We start from the raw sequence: 17,027 nt of genomic DNA, 5'->3' as shown, positions 1-17,027 counted from the left end.
AAAACGTTAAAACAGTTAAATTGTTCAATAATAATTGAACAAAATGATTGACGGTCATGCTAAATGATTTTAGTATCACCTACACGCTGGTTGGGTTAGGATTTGCGGCGGCGGCTGACTGTTTCAACTGGCCTCAAACTGGTAATAATATCTAAAACTGATTGATTACCTCGATGGTGAGGTCCCGAGTTTTCGTTTTTTTTAACTTTTGCGTTCGAATCATTCAGTTGATACTAAACAATATATCGCGAGAGTCTGTGGGGCTAAAGATGAAGAAGTTAACGCAAACTGAGATTGAATTTATCGAATATACCGGCTTGAAAATGCAGGCTGACGGCTTGCCAAAGATTGCCGGTCAGATATTCGCGGTGGTTGTGCTCGAAGAGGAGCCAATCAGCTTTTCAAATCTAGTCGATCGGTTGAAAGTTAGTCGCGGCAGTGTCAGTACAAATACACGGCTTTTGGAGTCGCTAGGAGTTTTGGATCGTGTCAGCTTAATGGGTGAACGACAAGACTATTTCAAGTTGCCCGATTCACCATACACACAATTGTTCGAGCGCAAGAAAGATCGCTTGGTGGATCACATGAAGCTGTTGAAAAAAACGGTCAGCAATATGCCAAAGAATTCCTTTAAGCAGAAACGAGTACAAGATCAGTGTCGTGTCACCGAAGTCATGATTGAGAATATTGAAGATTTGATCAATGCGCTCAAAAAAATTTAGTCGACGTGAAGCAATAACCGATTCCAATCCGATTTACCCCTCACCTGAGGAACGAACCCTGCAGATTTGCGGTGCGAATGCGGCCTCGTTATAAGCGCGCAGGATGTCGCCGGCAAAACCGTACATAGGTATCAATTTTAACTCTCTGTTGTATTGAGTGTATTTTAAGATGAAAAAAATTTATCGCAGTTTATTGAGCTTGTTTGTTGTCGTGGCGTTGGTCGCGTGCAGTAATGGCAATCAAGCTCCCCAGATGATGGCGCCCGAAGTTAGCGTTGTGACGATTAAGCCCGTCCGCACCGACAATATTGTGGAGTTTCCTGGCCGAGTACAGGCGATTCGAACGGCTGAAGTTCGTGCCCGCGTGGACGGTATTGTGGATCGGCGCTTGTATACTGAGGGCAGGGATGTGGAAGAGGGGCAACCTCTGTTTGAGATTGATCCGCGGGAACTCAAAGCTGAATTAAATGCAGTGAATGCCTCTTTGGCGCGTGCGCAAGCTACCGTTGCGAATGCGCAACAGGATGTCCGGCGATTTAAGGGGTTGGTCGCAGAACAAGCTATAAGCGAGCAGGAGTACGACGCGGCGGTGGCGAGACTCCGTACTGCGCAAGCTGACGTGGCACAAATGCTGGCACAACAGGAGAGTGCGGAATTAAATTTAAGTTTTGCCACCGTCACTGCGCCGATCAAGGGGCGTGCGGGTCGAGCGCAGGTGACTGAAGGTGCCTTAGTCAGTGCCGCAGGCGCAACCCTGCTGACCACGATCGAGCAGATCGACAATGTGTACATAAATTTTTCGCAATCGAGTTCGGATCTGCTGAAAACGCGGCGTGACATTGCTCAGGGTGATCTCGAGGTACCAGAATTGGAACGCATTATGGTGAGTCTCGAGCTCGAAGACGGCTCAGTGTATCCGCATCAAGGGCATCTGGATTTCTTCAGTTATTCCATTGACCAAGATACTGGCACATTGGCGGTACGTGCGGAGTTTCCAAATCCGGAACAAATTTTGGTGCCAGGGCAGTTTGTGCGGGCCAAGTTAATGGCAGGCGTACGCCCAGACACTATTCTAGTGCCACAACGAGCGGTTCAAATAAGCCCTCAGAGTGCATCCGTGATGGTAGTTAGTCAATCTAACCAAGTTGAACTCCGACCGGTGCAACTGGGTGAACTTACCAATGGCTATTGGCGTATAGCGTCAGGTTTACGTGGTGGCGAGCGCGTGATTGTTGATGGATTACAAAAAATAGTCCCCGGCGCGCCGGTTACCGTGGTGAATGCAGACATGCAAATCACTGAACCATCTTTAAACGTATCAGCGAAGGAACCTGTCGCGCCTTCCGAACAAAGTACCGAACAAAGTACCGAACAAAGTACCGAACAAAGTACCGAACAAAGTACCGAACAAAGTACCGAACAAAGTACCGAACAAAGTACCGAAACCGTTAATCCGGAGCGCACCTGATGAATCCGCGTTTTTACATTGATCGACCCATCTTTGCTTGGGTCATCGCACTGACAATCCTGTTGGCAGGTTTGAGCGCATTGCGGAGCCTCGCAATCGAGCAGTACCCGTCGATTGCACCGCCGTCACTGTCCGTGAGCGTAAACTATCCGGGTGCCGATGCGCGTGTCCTGGAAACCAACGTTACACAGGTTATTGAGCAGGCTCTCAATGGTGTGGAAGGCTTTTTGTACATGTCTTCAACAAGTCAATCGAATGGTACGGCCACGATCACTGTCACCTTCGATGCGGGTACCGACGTCGACGTGGCGCAAGTGGATGTGCAAAACCGACTGCAGACCATTGAGCAACGGCTACCAGAGGAGGTGCGGCGACAAGGGATTCAGGTGAACAAGGCCTCGTCTAGTTTCCTGATGATCGTGGCGATGACCTCTAAAACTGGCGCTACCGATACTCTGGAGTTGGGTAACTTTGTTAATACTCGAGTGGTGGACGAGTTACGTCGTGTCCCCGGAGTTGGGGACATCCAGTCATTTTCCTCTGAGTACGCGATGCGTATTTGGTTGGACCCTGACAAACTGGCGAGCTATAAGCTTTCGGCCTCCGAGGTGCTCGCTGCGGTGCGCGAGCAGAACAGCCAATCGCCTGGGGGAACTCTGGGGGATCGTCCGATCGCCCCCGGCGTCGAGGTTACCGCACCGATTCTTACCCAGAGTCGATTCGAGACTACCGAAGAGTTTGAATCCATTATTCTACGTTCGAATACCGACGGGTCTGCAGTACGCCTCGGCGATGTCGCGCGCGTGGAATTGGGTGCGCAGGACTATCTCTTTAACCTCGAAATGAATGGCAAGCCGGCCGCGGGGATGGCCGTGCAGCTAAGTACCGGTGCGAATGCCCTCGACGCAGCAGCTGGTGTGCGAAAACGATTAGAAGAAATGGAGGCATCTTTTCCAGAGGATATTGGCTGGAGCGTGCCTTACGACACCACGCCGTTTATCGAGATATCCATTAAGGAAGTCGTGAAGACCCTCGTAGAAGCCATGGTCTTGATTGTGTTGGTTATGTTTTTGTTTTTGCAAAGCTGGCGGGCCACACTCATACCAACCATCGTCGTACCTGTAGCGCTAGCTGGTGGTTGTATTGGGCTGTGGATATTCGGTTTTTCGATCAATGTGTTAACCCTTTTTGCGATGGTGCTTGCGATTGGAATCCTGGTCGATGACGCGATCGTGGTGGTCGAAAATGTTGAACGAGTCATGGAAGAAGACGACTTGCCTGCCTATGAGGCTACTGTGGTGGCCATGAAGCAGATTACATCGGCAATCGTAGGTATTACCCTGGTGCTGGTGTCTGTGTTTGTACCAATGGCATTTTTCCCTGGTTCGACCGGTGGTATTTATCGACAGTTTGCATTAACGCTTGCGGTGTCGATAACATTCTCGGCCATTTTAGCCTTCACCTTAACACCGGCACTGTGCGCGACCTTGTTGAAGCCAAAGTCTCCTGATGCAGCACAGTCTCCGGCAGGTACCTATTTTCGGGCGTTTAATGATTGGTTCGCACGCACCACATTAAGGTATCAATCAGTGGTTGGCTTTATGTTGTCTCGACCGGTTAGGTTTATCGCGACCTTTTTCTTGCTCGTGGCGGTGACGATTCTGTTATTTAGCCGTTTGCCGGGTAGTTTCATTCCGAGCGAGGACCAAGGTAGTGTCTTTACCGTGATTCAAGCACCGCCCGGCGCGACGACTGAGCGAACCAATGAAGCCATTGCCCATGTGACTGAGTTTTACCAGAATCAACCACAGGTAGACGCTGTGACCTTGGTGCGTGGATTCAGTTTCTTTGGGGCAGGACAAGCCAATGCAATGGCGTTTGTGTCGCTTAAACCTTGGGATGAGCGTCCCGGTGAGGAAAATAGCGCCAGTTCGCTCGCAGCACGCGCTATGGGCGCTCTCGGTAGAGTTAAGCAAGCGATCATCTTTACACTGAACCCGCCTCCGATTCGTGAACTCGGTGTGGCCAGTGGCTTTACATTTGTGCTTCAGGATCGAGCTGGTCACGGTCACGAGGCTTTGACGCAAGCGCGCAACCAGTTGCTCGGGGCGGCCAGTCAGAGCGCCGTCTTAACGCAGGTAAGGCCAGAAGGTCAGGCTGACGCGCCGCAGTTGCGAGTGAATATCGATCGAACCAAAGCGCGTGCTTTGGGTCTGGCAATCAGCGACGTCAACTCGACGTTATCGATCGCGATGGGAGGCGCTTATGCCAATGACTTTGCTCGAGCCGGTCGGATTCTTCGCGTGCTAGTGCAAGCCGATGCACAGTTCCGTATGACGCCGGAGGATGTGTTGGACCTCCGTGTAAGAAGCGCGCACGGCGACATGGTGCCCTTTGGCGCATTCACCACCGTGGAGTGGACCGCTGGATCACCGCAGCTTAATCGCTACAATGGGTATCCATCTCAGACAATCTCTGGTGTACCCGCGCCCGGGTTCTCCACCGGTGAGGCGATGGCCGAAATGGTAAAACTGAGCGCTCAGCTGCCCGAAGGCTTTGGCTACGAGTGGACTGGATTATCCTATGAGGAACAACAATCGGCCGGCCAAGTTGGAACCCTTATGGCAATGTCTTTGCTCGTCGTGTTTTTGTTATTGGCAGCCTTGTATGAGAGCTGGTCTATTCCATTATCGGTACTTTTGGTGGTGCCGCTTGGCGTGTTAGGTGCGGTATTGTTCTCGTTAATGCGGGGCTTGCCTGCCGATATCTATTTCAATGTTGGTTTAGTCACAATCATTGGTTTGGCGGCAAAGAACTCCATACTCATTGTCGAATTTGCCTTGGAGGAAGAGGCTGAGGGACAAAGTATTTTTCGAGCCACCATGAATGCAGTTCGATTGCGTCTGCGTCCTATTATCATGACGTCCATGGCGTTCATTCTTGGCATGGTGCCCTTGGCTCTATCATCCGGTGCTGGTGCCGCCAGTCGGATCGCTGTTGGTACCGGAGTTATGGGCGGTGTCATTGTGGCAACCCTGCTGGGTATCTTTTTTATTCCACTTAGTTATTTAGCGGTTCGACGCTGGATAGCTGGTGACAAGACGGCGTTTGACGGAGCATCGGTTGGCGCTTTGGAGGTCTCATCTCATGACTAGATTCGGTGTTATTTTTATTGTGTTGTCTCTGTCTGCCTGCCAGTTGGCACCTAAGCATGTGCGGCCAGACTTGCCCGTGCCACAAAACTATGCGGCCGAAGATGAACCGGCCAATAAAACGTATGAGGCGATGGATTTGGATTGGCGTGAGCTGATTCAAGATTCACGCTTGGAAGCGCTGATCGATGCAGCGTTGTCGAGTAACCGGGACTTGCGGGTCGCGGTTGAACGGGTCGAGGAAGCACGTGCCGCATACGGTATAGCTCGTGCTGACCGCTTGCCGACATTAGCGCTTAGCGCAAGTGGTCAGCGCGCTAGAACCTCATCGGCCCTAGTTGGTGAAGCGGCGGGAGTCAGCGAGCAGTATGGCCTCAGTACGGTCGTTTCTGCGTTTGAACTGGACTTCTGGGGGCGGGTAAGAAATACATCAGCTTCGGCGCGCAACAACTATCTTGCTACTGCCGAAGCCGCGCGCGCATTTCAGCTCTCATTGATGCGTTCGGTGACGAATGCGTACTTATCTGCACTGGAGGCAGAGGAGCGAGTAGCGCTTGCCGAAGCGACGGTCGATGCGCGACGTGAACAGCTTAGAATTGCGGATCGTCGACTTGCGGCGGGCGTCACATCGGAACTTGAGTTTAGGCAAGCGCAGACGCTTTTGACGCAGGCGGAGGCCGAGCTGGCAGCGCTTCGGTTGGCATACTCAAACAGTCAAAACTTGTTGACGGTTTTAATTGGTGGTTCGGTGGATGAGGCGTTGCCGCCTGGCTTGCCACTTGGACAGCAACTGAACGCGTTGGAATTGGATGCGGGGTTGCCGTCCGAGTTATTGGAGCGTCGCCCGGACTTGCACGCGGCGGAGCGTCGACTGATAGCTGCGCGAGCCAATATCGGTGCAGCGCGTGCGGCTTTTTTCCCGTCGATTCGCCTGACTGCTAGTTATGGGTACGCGTCTGCTGAACTCGATGATTTAGTTGGTTCGGATGCTCGGGCGTGGTCTTACGGGCCGTCAATCGACCTTCCCATCTTCGATCTCGGGCGACGACGTGCGAATCTGGACGCGACTAATTCAAGAGAGCGCATCGCGTTGGCGGAGTACGAAAAGGCAATTCAGGTTGCATTTCAAGAGGTGGCGGACGCGCTTGCCGCACGTCGCTTCCTCGCCGAGCAATTACAGGCACAGCAACGCGGTATTGTGGCGCAACGACGCTTAGCGGAACTCGCAAAGAAACGTTATGAAGAGGGCGTTGTGCGATATATTGAAGTCTTAGATGCCGAACGAAATTTGTTCGCTGCAGAGCAGGCCTTGTTACAGGTTCGGCGTATTCAAACTGCAAATCTGCTCGGTTTGTATGTGGCACTCGGCGGCGGTTTGAGCGAGTGAAGTGTGGTTCACGTTCACCTTCGATCTGGTGACATTGAATCAACTGCAGATTAAACCGAGTATGAATGCTTTACCCTTGGTAAACATTTGTCTTGTATGACACTGCTCGGCCTAGGTGTGGTTTAGCGGCCAATCCTAAGGTTGGTCATGGCGTAATAATGGTAAGCATTTGAAAATGAATAAATAGTTGCATAGTGATAGTGATTTGGTGCACACTGATAGTCTGGAAGCTTGCCCACTCAATTTGGCGGGCAAGCCTTTCTAAGCTAAACATTTAGACTGCCAAACCAGGTCGATTGGTTTGTTTACCGAAACGCAAATCCAAACTTGCCGAAGGTGATTGTATATGACTGGGGACTCGTACAATTGGCGTTTGGATATCTGCAAAGTAGGGTGTGTAGAGTGATATTCCTATTCCTCGCACACTGCAGTTTCAATTCGTCCGACGACGCTGACAACGGAGTACAAAGATGAAACGAAGAAATAGCTCCCCAAATTCAACTCAGACCAATGAAGCTTGTGAAGTACAAAAACCGGTTGCGGTAGCACCGCAACAACATCCGCAGCGCATACAGGAGTTTGTGCGTGACTGGCATACGGTAGCGTTCATAAAGATTTCTCAGCCTGCTGACGTTAACCTCCCACTTGTTCAGGCGACGCCGGAGCTTGCAATGGAGTCGACTGATTTCGACTCGGCCACTGCCGATCTTATGAGTGAAGACGATTTTCTAGATTTGATTCCAATCAATAGTTACTTCCATTAGAATCTTATACCCTCGGTGTAGTACCACCGTTTAGTATCAACTGCGCACGGGTTGCGCTAAAGTAAGTGAACGTTGATAGCGAATGAGGCGCATCAACCTTCACGTGAACACGGACGTATGTAGTATTGATCAAGGTCAGTCATGACCGACGTCACTCAAGGTAGAGTTAAACCGTCTCAACTCGCAAAGTCAAATTGTAAGGCATTTGTCTGGTATCGCCGTAAACTACGATGGCGGTTTGTATTTAACAGCGCATGCGCTAAGATTGGCAAGAGAGGAGGGGCTCGGTTTGGGCAGGGTATTTCATTGGAAAACGATTTAAGGTTTAAAAAAATAATGGTCGCGAGCGTGGCACTGGTGACCTATGTCATAGCTTACGTGCTTGTTTCGCACTGGAATCAGAAGAAGCTGGACAGGCTGGTATTTGTCGCTGGTACCGTTTCGACTTTACCAGGCCGGGTCCATGCGGATCTCACGGAGGCTGAAATTGCCCGATTGATCACTGAGTTAGAAGCGCTGGAAACTGGGCATGATGCGGTCGTCCCTGGTCAATCTTTCTCAATCCAACCCCTGAATTCTTTGCTCGGCAATGATGAGTTTGAGATTGGCTCTACAATCCGTCTACTGCGCGACGCCCAATTTGACGCGGCCAAACTTAAGCTGGGTCTGTTGGTGACCAAGTTTGAGCGTGTTGTCACTCGGCGCACACAGCTGATGAGAAGCGCGCAATATGCAGGATTGATCCTCGCAGGGTTAATGGCATGTTATGTGTGTTATGCAGGCTTGCGCGCGCGGCGAGACTGGAAACACGAAATTACGGTACTTTCCGCAAATGACGCGCCCCTGCCGGTGCCGCAGAATTTTCGTGAATTTCTTGAACACGTGGTTCGTGAAGAGTCGAGCTTTACTGGTCACCATGCTGAACTCACGGTGTCTGGGGTCGAAACTAATCAACTTCCTGAGCCGCTGTCTATGGTGGTTGAGCAGCTGGTTGAACAGTTTATTCGAAATAGTATCCAGCATGGCGGGCGTCCACCGGAATTTCGAGTAATGGCTGGAAAAGAAAGTTTTATGTCGATCTACGTATCGATTCATGAAACACCAACGGACTATCTTGTGATGGTTAGAGATGACGGCGAAGGCTTAGACTTTGAGGACATTATTACGCGGGCCGTTGAATTGGAGTTGCTAGATGTCGACAGTGCGAAATCCATGCCGTTGGAGCGCGCGATAAAACTAATCTTTCTACCGGATTACCACAGTCGAAGTAAGCAGTTATCGCTGTCTGAACACGAGCAAACATTGGGTGAGCTCAGGTTGCTGATCAAGAGCGTTGGCGGCTTTGTTTCAATTCAAAACCAAGTACGCGAATACTGTCAGTTTACGGTGCGATTTCCGAAGGCGGGGTTAAAGGTAAAACAAGCCACGTAATCGGTTCGCCGCTTAGTTCAAGTAGCATTGTGGTCGTGCTGTAAAAAGCCGGCAATAACGCATCATAAACGCTAGTAATTAGTTCTGGTTTGCCTATAATCGCGCTTTATTTTTAGGCAACTCCTTTCCCAATTCCCATGAAGTTACGCAACATTGCAATTATCGCGCACGTAGACCACGGCAAGACCACGCTGGTTGACAAATTGTTACAGCAGTCTGGCACTTTTGATGAACGTGCTGAAATCGTTGAGCGGGTCATGGACAGTAATGACATCGAGAAGGAGCGGGGCATCACCATTCTCGCTAAGCCGACAGCTCTCACTTGGAAGGACTATCGTATCAATATCGTCGACACGCCAGGTCACGCCGACTTTGGTGGTGAGGTTGAGCGTATCTTGTCTATGGTCGACTCCGTGATTCTGCTGGTGGATGCGGTGGATGGTCCGATGCCTCAAACCCGGTTTGTGACCCAGAAGGCCTTCGAACACAACTTACAACCAATTGTGGTCATTAATAAGATTGACCGTGACGGCGCACGCCCAGACTGGGTGTTGGACCAGACCTTTGATTTGTTTGATCTGTTAGGCGCCACAGACGAACAGCTGGATTTCCCAGTAATTTACGCGTCCGCGATCAATGGTTTTGCAACCGACGATCCGGAAAACTTGACGGATAACATGGACAAGCTATTCGAAACGATCATCGAGCATGTGCCACCACCGCCAGTAGAAGAGAATAAACCTTTCCAGATGCAAGTTTCACAGTTGGATTACTCCAGCTATCTGGGTGTGATCGGTATTGGCCGGATCAAACAAGGTGTGGTGAAAACTAATTCTCCAGTTACGGTGATTGATACCGAAGGCAAAACCAAAAACGGTCGTATTGGCAAAGTGTTTGGTTTCAAAGGCTTGGAACGAATCGAAGTTGACGAAGCCAAAGCAGGTGACATCGTCGCAATTACCGGTATGGATGAGCTGTTTATCTCGGATACGATTTGTGACCGCGAAGCCGTTGAAGCGCTGCCACCATTGACGGTAGACGAGCCTACTGTGACCATGACATTCCAGGTTAATACGTCTCCGTTCGCAGGACAGGAAGGTAAGTTTCTTACTTCACGCCAGATTCGAGATCGTTTACAAAAAGAGTTGCTGCATAATGTGGCACTGCGGGTCGAAGATACCGAAGACCCTGAAAAGTTTAAAGTATCTGGGCGCGGTGAACTGCATTTGTCGGTTCTGCTTGAAAACATGCGTCGTGAGGGCTTTGAGTTAGCGGTTTCTCGCCCTGAAGTAATCTATAAAGAGGTCGATGGTGAGACTCATGAGCCGTTTGAGAGCTTAACTGTAGATATTGATGAGGAAAATCAAGGTGCCGTCATGCAGGCGCTACAAGAACGAGGCGGTGATCTGCAAAGCATGGCGCCGGATGGCAAAGGTCGTGTTCGACTGGATTTTAGTATTCCATCGCGCGGACTGATCGGTTTCCAGACTGAGTTTATGACGTTAACGTCTGGTTCTGGCTTGATTTATCATATTTTCGATAAGTACGCGCCTAAGAAACAAAAAGCCTATGGTCAGCGTAAGAACGGTGTGCTGATTTCGAACGGCACAGGTAAAGCCCTTGGTTTCGCCATTTTTAATCTTCAAGATCGCGGTAAAATGATGATCGGCCCATCGCAGATGGTGTACGAAGGCCAGGTGGTCGGTGTGCATTCGCGCGATAACGATTTGACTGTGAACCCGCTCAAAGGCAAACAGCTAACCAATGTGCGTGCATCTGGTAAAGATGACGCAATTCAACTGGTGCCACCTGTTCGACACACTCTTGAATCAGCGTTGGAGTTTATCGACGATGATGAGTTGGTTGAAATCACACCTGAGAGCATTCGAATTCGCAAGCGATTCTTGTTGGAGCATGAGCGTAAGCGAGCGAGTCGCGAAGCCAGTTAAGGGTAGATTCCGGCCATGGTTATTTACGATCTAATTTGCGATGCAAATCACGCCTTTGAAGGATGGTTCAAAGGTGCCGATGATTTTACTCAGCAATTGGAACAAGGCATGGTCTCGTGTCCGGTCTGTGACTCGCAGGCCATAACCAAAAAGCTTGCCGCGCCCAAGATTTCACGCGGGGCGGCGTCGCCTCAGGCGCACATTGCTGCTGGTGGAGGTTCTGCCGAAGCCTTCAGCAAATTGCAGGATATGCTCGGTCGCGTACACGACTTTATCGAAAAGAATTTCGAGGATGTCGGCAACCGTTTCGCGGAAGAAGCACTGAGCATTCACCGTGGTGAACGCGAAGAAGGGAATATTCGTGGTATTGTCAGTCAGGATGAGTTGGAGGAGCTGGCGGAAGAGGGCGTCAGTGCAATGCGTCTTCCACCAAAGCCAATCAATAAGAAAAAGTTGAACTAACGAATTTCGACCCAAGCCATTGTTTGACTGAATGACGAACATATGGGACTGTCGGAAACTGCCTGGCACATTGCTTCTAGGTAAACAACACGTCGGCAAGACGATAATACGCGTTCCTTTATTTGCTTAGGCTGTCGAAACTATTTGCTTAGGCTGTCGAAACTAGGTCGAATGGAATACATTGTTGACTGTTGTCGTGCGTCATTTAACACGCTAGAGCGTGCTGCGAATTAGCCCAACAACAACGCCCTCAATCGCAAAGCTTTGTGATTGCAGGTCAACTTCGATTGGATCGTAGTCGTCGTTTTCAGCAACTAGAGACACGGTTGCACCGTGGCGAAAATAACGTTTGACCGTGACGTCATCCCCAATTCGTGCGACCACAATTTGATTGTTTTGTGCCGTGTTGGTTTTTTTAATTGCCAGTAGGTCGCGTTCAAAAATGCCGGCATTGACCATACTGTCGCCACGCACTTTCAATAGGAAATCAGCTGAATCGGCAAACAAGCTCTGATCGACATTGACATACTGTTGCACATGTTGAGTCGCAAAAATAGGCGCGCCAGCGGCAACGTCACCGATCACAGCCAAGCTGTGATTGAACTCGCCGACGGGAACCAATTCTGCCTGCTCATGCAGGTAACCATCATCATTACGCGCTTGCTGGCGAATGAAAATACCCCGCGACGTACCAGATTTGAGCTCGATATGGCCTTTTTTGTCTAGCGCTTTGAGGTGATCCTCAGCTGCATTGGGTGAACGAAAACCAAAGTGATTGGCGATCTCGACTCGAGTAGGCGGAGCGCCGTTAGCGTTCATGCGGTCCAAAATGAAATCAAAGATTTCTTGCTGGCGCTTGGTTAAGGGTTTGAGATCTGACGTTTTCATAACGACAGTCTAGCAATACACTGTTTTAATATCCAGTGTTTTTTGATGCAACTTACTTTGCTCGGTCCTTGAGCGTGCTTCGATTTCTACTCAGGTGCGGTTTCGGTAAGTGATTCGACCTTTTGTTAGGTCATATGGGGTCAGTTCAACGGTCACACGGTCTCCGCGCAAAATACGAATGTAGTTCTTACGCATTTTTCCGGAGATATGTGCGTGCACCACGTGCCCGTTTTCCAGTTCCACTTTAAATTCTGTGTTGGGTAGGGCGTCAATGACGGTCCCTTCCATTTCGATTTGATCTTCTTTAGCCACAGTTAAATCGATTCTCTCTTGTTAATTCGTGTTGGTTCTCATTGAATGGTGTATTTGCTACCGGTGCGAGTCATACAGTATGCCAACGCCGGACAAAATCGGGGGTATCATGCCCGAACTCGCCTTATAAATAAAGCGTTTGTAAGAGATTTCAATGGCTTGCGGTTTAGTTAGAGCTCGAGTTCCTGCCACTTGCGGTCGATATGACCCTGCAACGGCTTGAATTTTCGTTTGTAGTCCATTTTTTGCGAACCATCGATCCAATACCCGAGGTAGACAAATGGAATATCTCGTATCTTGCACAGCTTGACCATGTAGAGAATGGCGTAGGTGCCTAGGCTACGCTTGTACTGGTCTGGGTCGAAAAACGTGTAGACCGCTGAAATTCCTCCCTCGAACTGATCGAGTACACTGATACCGATCAGTTGGTCTTGAGCCCAGAAACACAAAAATTTTGATTTTGAAAAATAGGAGTCGATAAACCCGATGTATTTGTCTGGGTCTTCGTCGCACATACTGCTTTCAGGGTGGCGATGTCGCTGATATTTCAGATATAGCTCAAAGTGCGCCAGATCAAAGCGAACGTCTTCTAAAGTCACAGTGAGGTCTTGATTCTTGTTCCAAACACGTTTTTGACTGCGCGATGGCTGGAAACGCTGCGTAGGAATACGGACTGAAACGCAGGCATTGCAATCCGGACATTTGGGAGCGTACAACATATCGCCACTGCGTCGGAACCCGGATCGAGACAGCATAGTGAATAGGTTGCTATCAACGAGATGGTCGGGATCAACTAGGATGGATGCACTTTTTTTGCCCTCCAGATATGGACAGTCGTCAACGACCGTTTCGAACAAACGAATTGGGTTGTGTGCATTGCTCATAGCGTAGTTATAACATTCTGTGTCAGAAACTGCTCGAATCCATCGAAATAATTTTTATTTGCTTGATGGATGTCCACTTCGTCGAGCTGATGCAAAAAGTCTGTTCGGGCTATTTCGCGCGCACCAAGACTGGCAAGGTGTGGGCTACTCACTTGGCAGTCGATCAATTTAACGCCGCGGTGCTGAAGCCACCGTGTGAGGCTGAATAGGGCGATTTTTGATGTATCACGTTCGTTGCTGAACATGCTTTCACCAAAAAACACATGATTTAAAAGCAAACCGTATAAGCCACCGACCAGCGTGTCGTCACGCCAGATTTCTATGGAGTGCGCGTAGCCAAGGTGATGTAGCTCGGTATAAGCTTGCTGCATTTCCCGCGTGATCCAGGTTTCCTGTTCGGCCTGATTCGGTGGATTGCCACGCAGTGCACAAGCATTGATGACGTTTACGAATTGTTGGTTGGCCGTGACGCGGTACAGGTGCTTACGCACAGTTTTTCGCAGGCTGCGTGACAACTTAAACTCGCTAGGAAACAGCACCATGCGCGGGTCTGGTGACCACCAGAGGATTGGTTGTCCTTGGTTGAACCAGGGAAAGATACCTTGCGCGTACGCCGACACCAGCATGCTGGGCGATAGATCGCCGCCCATGGCCAGTAAGCCGTCTTTGCTGGCGGTATCAACGTCTGGAAAACGATACAAGTCGACCATGCGCGCTATTTTCGTGTGGCTTTAAACGGAGAATGCTGACTTAACATCGTTTGGTATTCTTGAATATGGTGCTGTTCTTCATTAAGAAATTCGTCTACCGCGTCATAGAAGCGCGGATCGCGTAGCCAGTGTGCAGAATAGGTGGTGACGGGTTCCAGGCCCCGTGCCAGCTTATGTTCACCCTGCGCGCCAGCTTCAAAACGGGCGTAACCGTGCTGAATGCACCAATCAATGGCCTGATAGTAACAAGTTTCAAAATGTACGCTGTGTAAATCGTGCGTTGTTCCCCAGTAGCGACCGAAGAGCGTGTCATCGCTTTTAAAATAGAGTCCGCCAGCGACCACTTGATCTTCATGTTGCGCTAACAAAATGAGAGTTTGGTGGCTGAAATTATCCACCAGGTAATGAAAGAAATCTCGGTTCAAGTAACTTTGGGCACCATAACAGTGTACGGTTCGAAGGTAAAAGTCGAACATCTGATCCGCGGCCCGAGGCGTCAGATCCGCCTGCGTGACCCAGCGATACTGAATCCCCGCTTCGGAGACCCGCCGTCGTTCGCGTCGGATATTCTTTCGCTTTTTGGAACTCAACTGGTCTAGAAAGTGGTCAAACGAGGTGTAATCACGGTTTTGCCAGTGAAACTGGGTGCTGTGGCGTGCCAGTAAGCGTTGATTTTTATAGCTATCCAACTGGGACGGGTCACAAAATAAACAGTGAAAACTCGACATCTGTGCCGCTTCGGCTAAAGACAGTGCATGCTTGATCATGGTGTCAGCAATTTCGACCGGATTTGAGCCAGATGCGGTTAAAAACCGTTCGCCTGTAGCTGGTGTAAACGGAACCGCGTTGCTCAGTTTGGGGTAGTAATGAAGTCCATTTCGGTGGAAAGCGTCAGCCCACGCCCAGTCAAAAATATACTCGCCGTAGGAGTGCGATTTAACGTATAGCGGCATCGCCCCGAGCAGTCTAGTTTGACTGGTGTCCTGGTAGACAGCCAGATGAGATGGTTGCCAACCAGCGTCCGGTGACACGCAGCCGGTCGCTTCTAACCCCAGCAGAAATTCGTGTCGCATAAACGGATTGTTGGATTCCAGCATAGCATTCCATTGGACTGCGTCTATCTCCGCGATGCTGGTGTGAACTTCTAACTGCATAATCGATTAATGCGATGGTTCGCTATATACTCTCGGCTAGCCGTGAAAGGCAGCTTGTCATTCCACGATTGTAAACGTAGACACGAACGATACCGCATGAGTAGTGAAATTAATATTGGCCTGGCACAAATCAACGTGACGGTCGGTGCCATCGAGAAGAATGTAGACCAGATTATTCAATTTGCTGACCGAGCGCGGGATGAGCTAGCTTGTAATTTGATGGTGTGTTCCGAATTGGTGTTAACCGGGTATCCGCCAGAGGATCTTCTCATGCGTCCTGGTTTTAACACGCGTGTGCAGTCTCAATTAGCGCGATTGTGCGAGGCTGTGTCGGGAATTGATCTTGTGGTTGGCTACCCAAAAAAAACGTCGGCAGGCCTGTTCAATATGTGTGCGCTGATTGCGGATGGCAAAATCGTGCAGGAATACGCCAAGATCAAACTCCCAAACTACAGCGTGTTTGACGAGGTGCGTTATTTTGCAGCGGGCGAGTCGGCCGTTGTGGTGGATTATCGTGGCATTAAACTAGGACTCACGGTGTGCGAAGATATTTGGCATGACGGGCCGATTGAAGCTGCCGTAGCAGAAGGGGCCGAATTGATAATCAATATCAATGGTTCGCCTTATCATGCCAATAAAATTCCCGAGCGGCGTAGTGTTGTTTGCGCCCGCTCGAAAGCCACCAAGACACCGGTTATTTATGTCAATCAGGTTGGTGGTCAAGACGAGTTGGTGTTTGACGGTGCTTCGTTTGTCACTGATCAGCAAGGTGAAGTTGTGCACCAAATGGCCAGCTTTGAAGCTGCGCTGAGTAAGGTCGCAGTAACCCGTCACGGCGCGGTCGTCACTGTGACGGGATCAGAAATGATTGCTCAGCAGCCGCGCCTTGAGAGTATTTACAACGCCTTGGTGCTTGGTGTGCGCGATTACGTGCAGAAAAATGGCTTTAGTGGAGTGGTCATCGGCCTGTCCGGAGGGATCGATTCAGCACTGACCACCACGATTGCGGTGGATGCATTAGGCAAAGAGAATGTTGATGTCATCATGATGCCGTTTCGCTACACGTCGGATATCTCTAAAGAAGACGCGCATCTAGAGGCAGCCGCGTTAGGCATTACCTATCATGTTGTCTCGATCGAACCGATGTATGACGCGATCGTGCAGCAAGTTGCGCCATTGTTTAACGGCGCCGAAGCCGATACAACGGAAGAGAATATTCAGGCGCGCTGTCGTGGGCTTACGTTAATGGCGTATTCAAACAAGACTGGTAAGATGGTCTTAACCACTGGCAATAAGAGTGAAATGTCGGTTGGATACGCCACTTTGTACGGTGATATGGTCGGTGGTTACAATGCGATTAAAGACGTGCCCAAGACGTTGGTCTATGAACTGGCAGGGTATCGTAACTCAGTGTCGCCCGTGATTCCTGAACGAGTGATTACGCGCGAGCCATCGGCCGAGCTTCGACCGGATCAAATCGACACCGATAGTTTGCCGCCCTATGATATTTTGGACCCGATTCTGGAGTTGTACGTTGAGCAGGATTGTCCTCCGGCTGACATTGTTGCGCGTGGCTTTGCACGCGAGTACGTAGAACAGGTGATTCGTATGGTTGATCGAAACGAGTATAAACGACGTCAGGCGGCGCCAGGTGTGCGCATAACTAAACGCGCATTTGGTCGAGATCGCCGATATCCGATTACATCGGGTTTTCGACCGCAGGTGGATTGGTAGTCCGTTGAGT

The 17,027-nt window shown here is 50.0% G+C and carries 14 protein-coding genes; 9 read left to right on the top strand and 5 right to left on the bottom strand.

Translation table 11 applies throughout. The annotated features are described in order from the left end of the window. Positions 1–269 precede the first annotated feature (269 nt). From IE055_RS14555 to IE055_RS14520, 8 genes are all read left to right on the top strand, one after another. On the top strand, positions 270–722 hold the full coding sequence (locus IE055_RS14555; protein ID WP_189402405.1) for a GbsR/MarR family transcriptional regulator: 453 nt from the start codon (positions 270–272) through the stop codon (positions 720–722). Between the two features lie 169 nt (positions 723–891). Continuing rightward, positions 892–2,190, top strand: a complete 1,299-nt coding sequence (locus IE055_RS14550) for an efflux RND transporter periplasmic adaptor subunit (protein WP_189402404.1) — start codon at positions 892–894, stop codon at positions 2,188–2,190. After that, positions 2,190–5,345, top strand: a complete 3,156-nt coding sequence (locus IE055_RS14545; protein WP_189402403.1) for a multidrug efflux RND transporter permease subunit — start codon at positions 2,190–2,192, stop codon at positions 5,343–5,345. Before IE055_RS14550 ends, IE055_RS14545 begins: the two co-directional genes overlap by 1 nt. Further along, positions 5,338–6,729 (top strand): efflux transporter outer membrane subunit, encoded by a 1,392-nt coding sequence (locus IE055_RS14540; protein ID WP_189402402.1) that lies wholly within the window; start codon positions 5,338–5,340, stop codon positions 6,727–6,729. Before IE055_RS14545 ends, IE055_RS14540 begins: the two co-directional genes overlap by 8 nt. 470 nt (positions 6,730–7,199) lie before the next feature. Then, a complete protein-coding gene (locus IE055_RS14535) occupies positions 7,200–7,493 on the top strand; it encodes a hypothetical protein (RefSeq protein WP_189402401.1) in 294 nt (97 codons plus the stop codon). A gap of 141 nt (positions 7,494–7,634) precedes the next feature. Continuing rightward, on the top strand, positions 7,635–8,924 hold the full coding sequence (locus IE055_RS14530) for an ATP-binding protein (protein WP_189402400.1): 1,290 nt from the start codon (positions 7,635–7,637) through the stop codon (positions 8,922–8,924). Between the two features lie 137 nt (positions 8,925–9,061). Continuing rightward, entirely contained in the window at positions 9,062–10,873 is a 1,812-nt protein-coding gene (gene typA, locus IE055_RS14525) for a translational GTPase TypA (protein WP_189402399.1), read from the top strand. Between the two features lie 15 nt (positions 10,874–10,888). After that, positions 10,889–11,335: a DUF1178 family protein gene (locus IE055_RS14520; RefSeq protein ID WP_189402398.1), complete on the top strand. Its 447-nt coding sequence runs from the start codon at positions 10,889–10,891 to the stop codon at positions 11,333–11,335. A gap of 213 nt (positions 11,336–11,548) precedes the next feature. On the opposite strand, the gene lexA is transcribed toward IE055_RS14520, so the two are convergent. The 5 genes from lexA to IE055_RS14495 all read right to left on the bottom strand — a co-directional run bounded on the left by lexA (position 11,549) and on the right by IE055_RS14495 (position 15,283). Further along, positions 11,549–12,223: a transcriptional repressor LexA gene (gene lexA / locus IE055_RS14515; RefSeq protein WP_189402397.1), complete on the bottom strand. Its 675-nt coding sequence runs from the start codon at positions 12,221–12,223 to the stop codon at positions 11,549–11,551. Positions 12,224–12,313: 90 nt separating this feature from the next. Continuing rightward, the gene (gene infA / locus IE055_RS14510) at positions 12,314–12,535 is read right to left on the bottom strand and encodes a translation initiation factor IF-1 (RefSeq protein ID WP_113955741.1); all 222 of its coding nucleotides are present in this window, start codon (positions 12,533–12,535) and stop codon (positions 12,314–12,316) included. Positions 12,536–12,705: 170 nt separating this feature from the next. Further along, positions 12,706–13,419: an arginyltransferase gene (locus IE055_RS14505; RefSeq protein WP_189402396.1), complete on the bottom strand. Its 714-nt coding sequence runs from the start codon at positions 13,417–13,419 to the stop codon at positions 12,706–12,708. Further along, positions 13,416–14,129 carry a leucyl/phenylalanyl-tRNA--protein transferase gene (aat, locus tag IE055_RS14500; RefSeq protein ID WP_189402395.1) on the bottom strand — a complete coding sequence of 238 codons (714 nt, stop codon included), beginning with the start codon at positions 14,127–14,129 and terminating at the stop codon, positions 13,416–13,418. Before aat ends, IE055_RS14505 begins: the two co-directional genes overlap by 4 nt. A gap of 5 nt (positions 14,130–14,134) precedes the next feature. Further along, positions 14,135–15,283, bottom strand: coding sequence for a GNAT family N-acetyltransferase (locus IE055_RS14495; RefSeq protein WP_189402394.1), 1,149 nt, complete (start codon positions 15,281–15,283; stop codon positions 14,135–14,137). Positions 15,284–15,379: 96 nt separating this feature from the next. On the opposite strand from IE055_RS14495, the gene IE055_RS14490 reads away from it, so the two are divergent. Next, positions 15,380–17,017, top strand: a complete 1,638-nt coding sequence (locus tag IE055_RS14490) for an NAD+ synthase (protein WP_189402393.1) — start codon at positions 15,380–15,382, stop codon at positions 17,015–17,017. Positions 17,018–17,027 lie beyond the last annotated feature (10 nt).

The organism is Arenicella chitinivorans, from assembly GCF_014651515.1.
In the GTDB taxonomy this organism is placed as follows: Bacteria; Pseudomonadota; Gammaproteobacteria; order Arenicellales; family Arenicellaceae; genus Arenicella; species Arenicella chitinivorans.
Note: the sequence above shows the minus strand (reverse complement) of the source record. Positions and strands in the feature narration are given on the sequence as shown.

Excerpts from the sequence above, each read along its gene's own strand:
- IE055_RS14495 (WP_189402394.1), bottom strand. The coding sequence starts at position 15,283 with ATGCAGTTAGAAGTTCACACCAGCATCGCGGAGATAGACGCAGTCCAA.
- aat (WP_189402395.1), bottom strand. The coding sequence starts at position 14,129 with ATGGTCGACTTGTATCGTTTTCCAGACGTTGATACCGCCAGCAAAGAC.
- IE055_RS14530 (WP_189402400.1), top strand. The coding sequence starts at position 7,635 with ATGACCGACGTCACTCAAGGTAGAGTTAAACCGTCTCAACTCGCAAAG.
- lexA (WP_189402397.1), bottom strand. The coding sequence starts at position 12,223 with ATGAAAACGTCAGATCTCAAACCCTTAACCAAGCGCCAGCAAGAAATC.
- IE055_RS14550 (WP_189402404.1), top strand. The coding sequence starts at position 892 with ATGAAAAAAATTTATCGCAGTTTATTGAGCTTGTTTGTTGTCGTGGCG.
- IE055_RS14535 (WP_189402401.1), top strand. The coding sequence starts at position 7,200 with ATGAAACGAAGAAATAGCTCCCCAAATTCAACTCAGACCAATGAAGCT.
- IE055_RS14555 (WP_189402405.1), top strand. The coding sequence starts at position 270 with ATGAAGAAGTTAACGCAAACTGAGATTGAATTTATCGAATATACCGGC.
- IE055_RS14520 (WP_189402398.1), top strand. The coding sequence starts at position 10,889 with ATGGTTATTTACGATCTAATTTGCGATGCAAATCACGCCTTTGAAGGA.
- IE055_RS14545 (WP_189402403.1), top strand. The coding sequence starts at position 2,190 with ATGAATCCGCGTTTTTACATTGATCGACCCATCTTTGCTTGGGTCATC.
- IE055_RS14505 (WP_189402396.1), bottom strand. The coding sequence starts at position 13,419 with ATGAGCAATGCACACAACCCAATTCGTTTGTTCGAAACGGTCGTTGAC.
- typA (WP_189402399.1), top strand. The coding sequence starts at position 9,062 with ATGAAGTTACGCAACATTGCAATTATCGCGCACGTAGACCACGGCAAG.
- IE055_RS14540 (WP_189402402.1), top strand. The coding sequence starts at position 5,338 with ATGACTAGATTCGGTGTTATTTTTATTGTGTTGTCTCTGTCTGCCTGC.
- IE055_RS14490 (WP_189402393.1), top strand. The coding sequence starts at position 15,380 with ATGAGTAGTGAAATTAATATTGGCCTGGCACAAATCAACGTGACGGTC.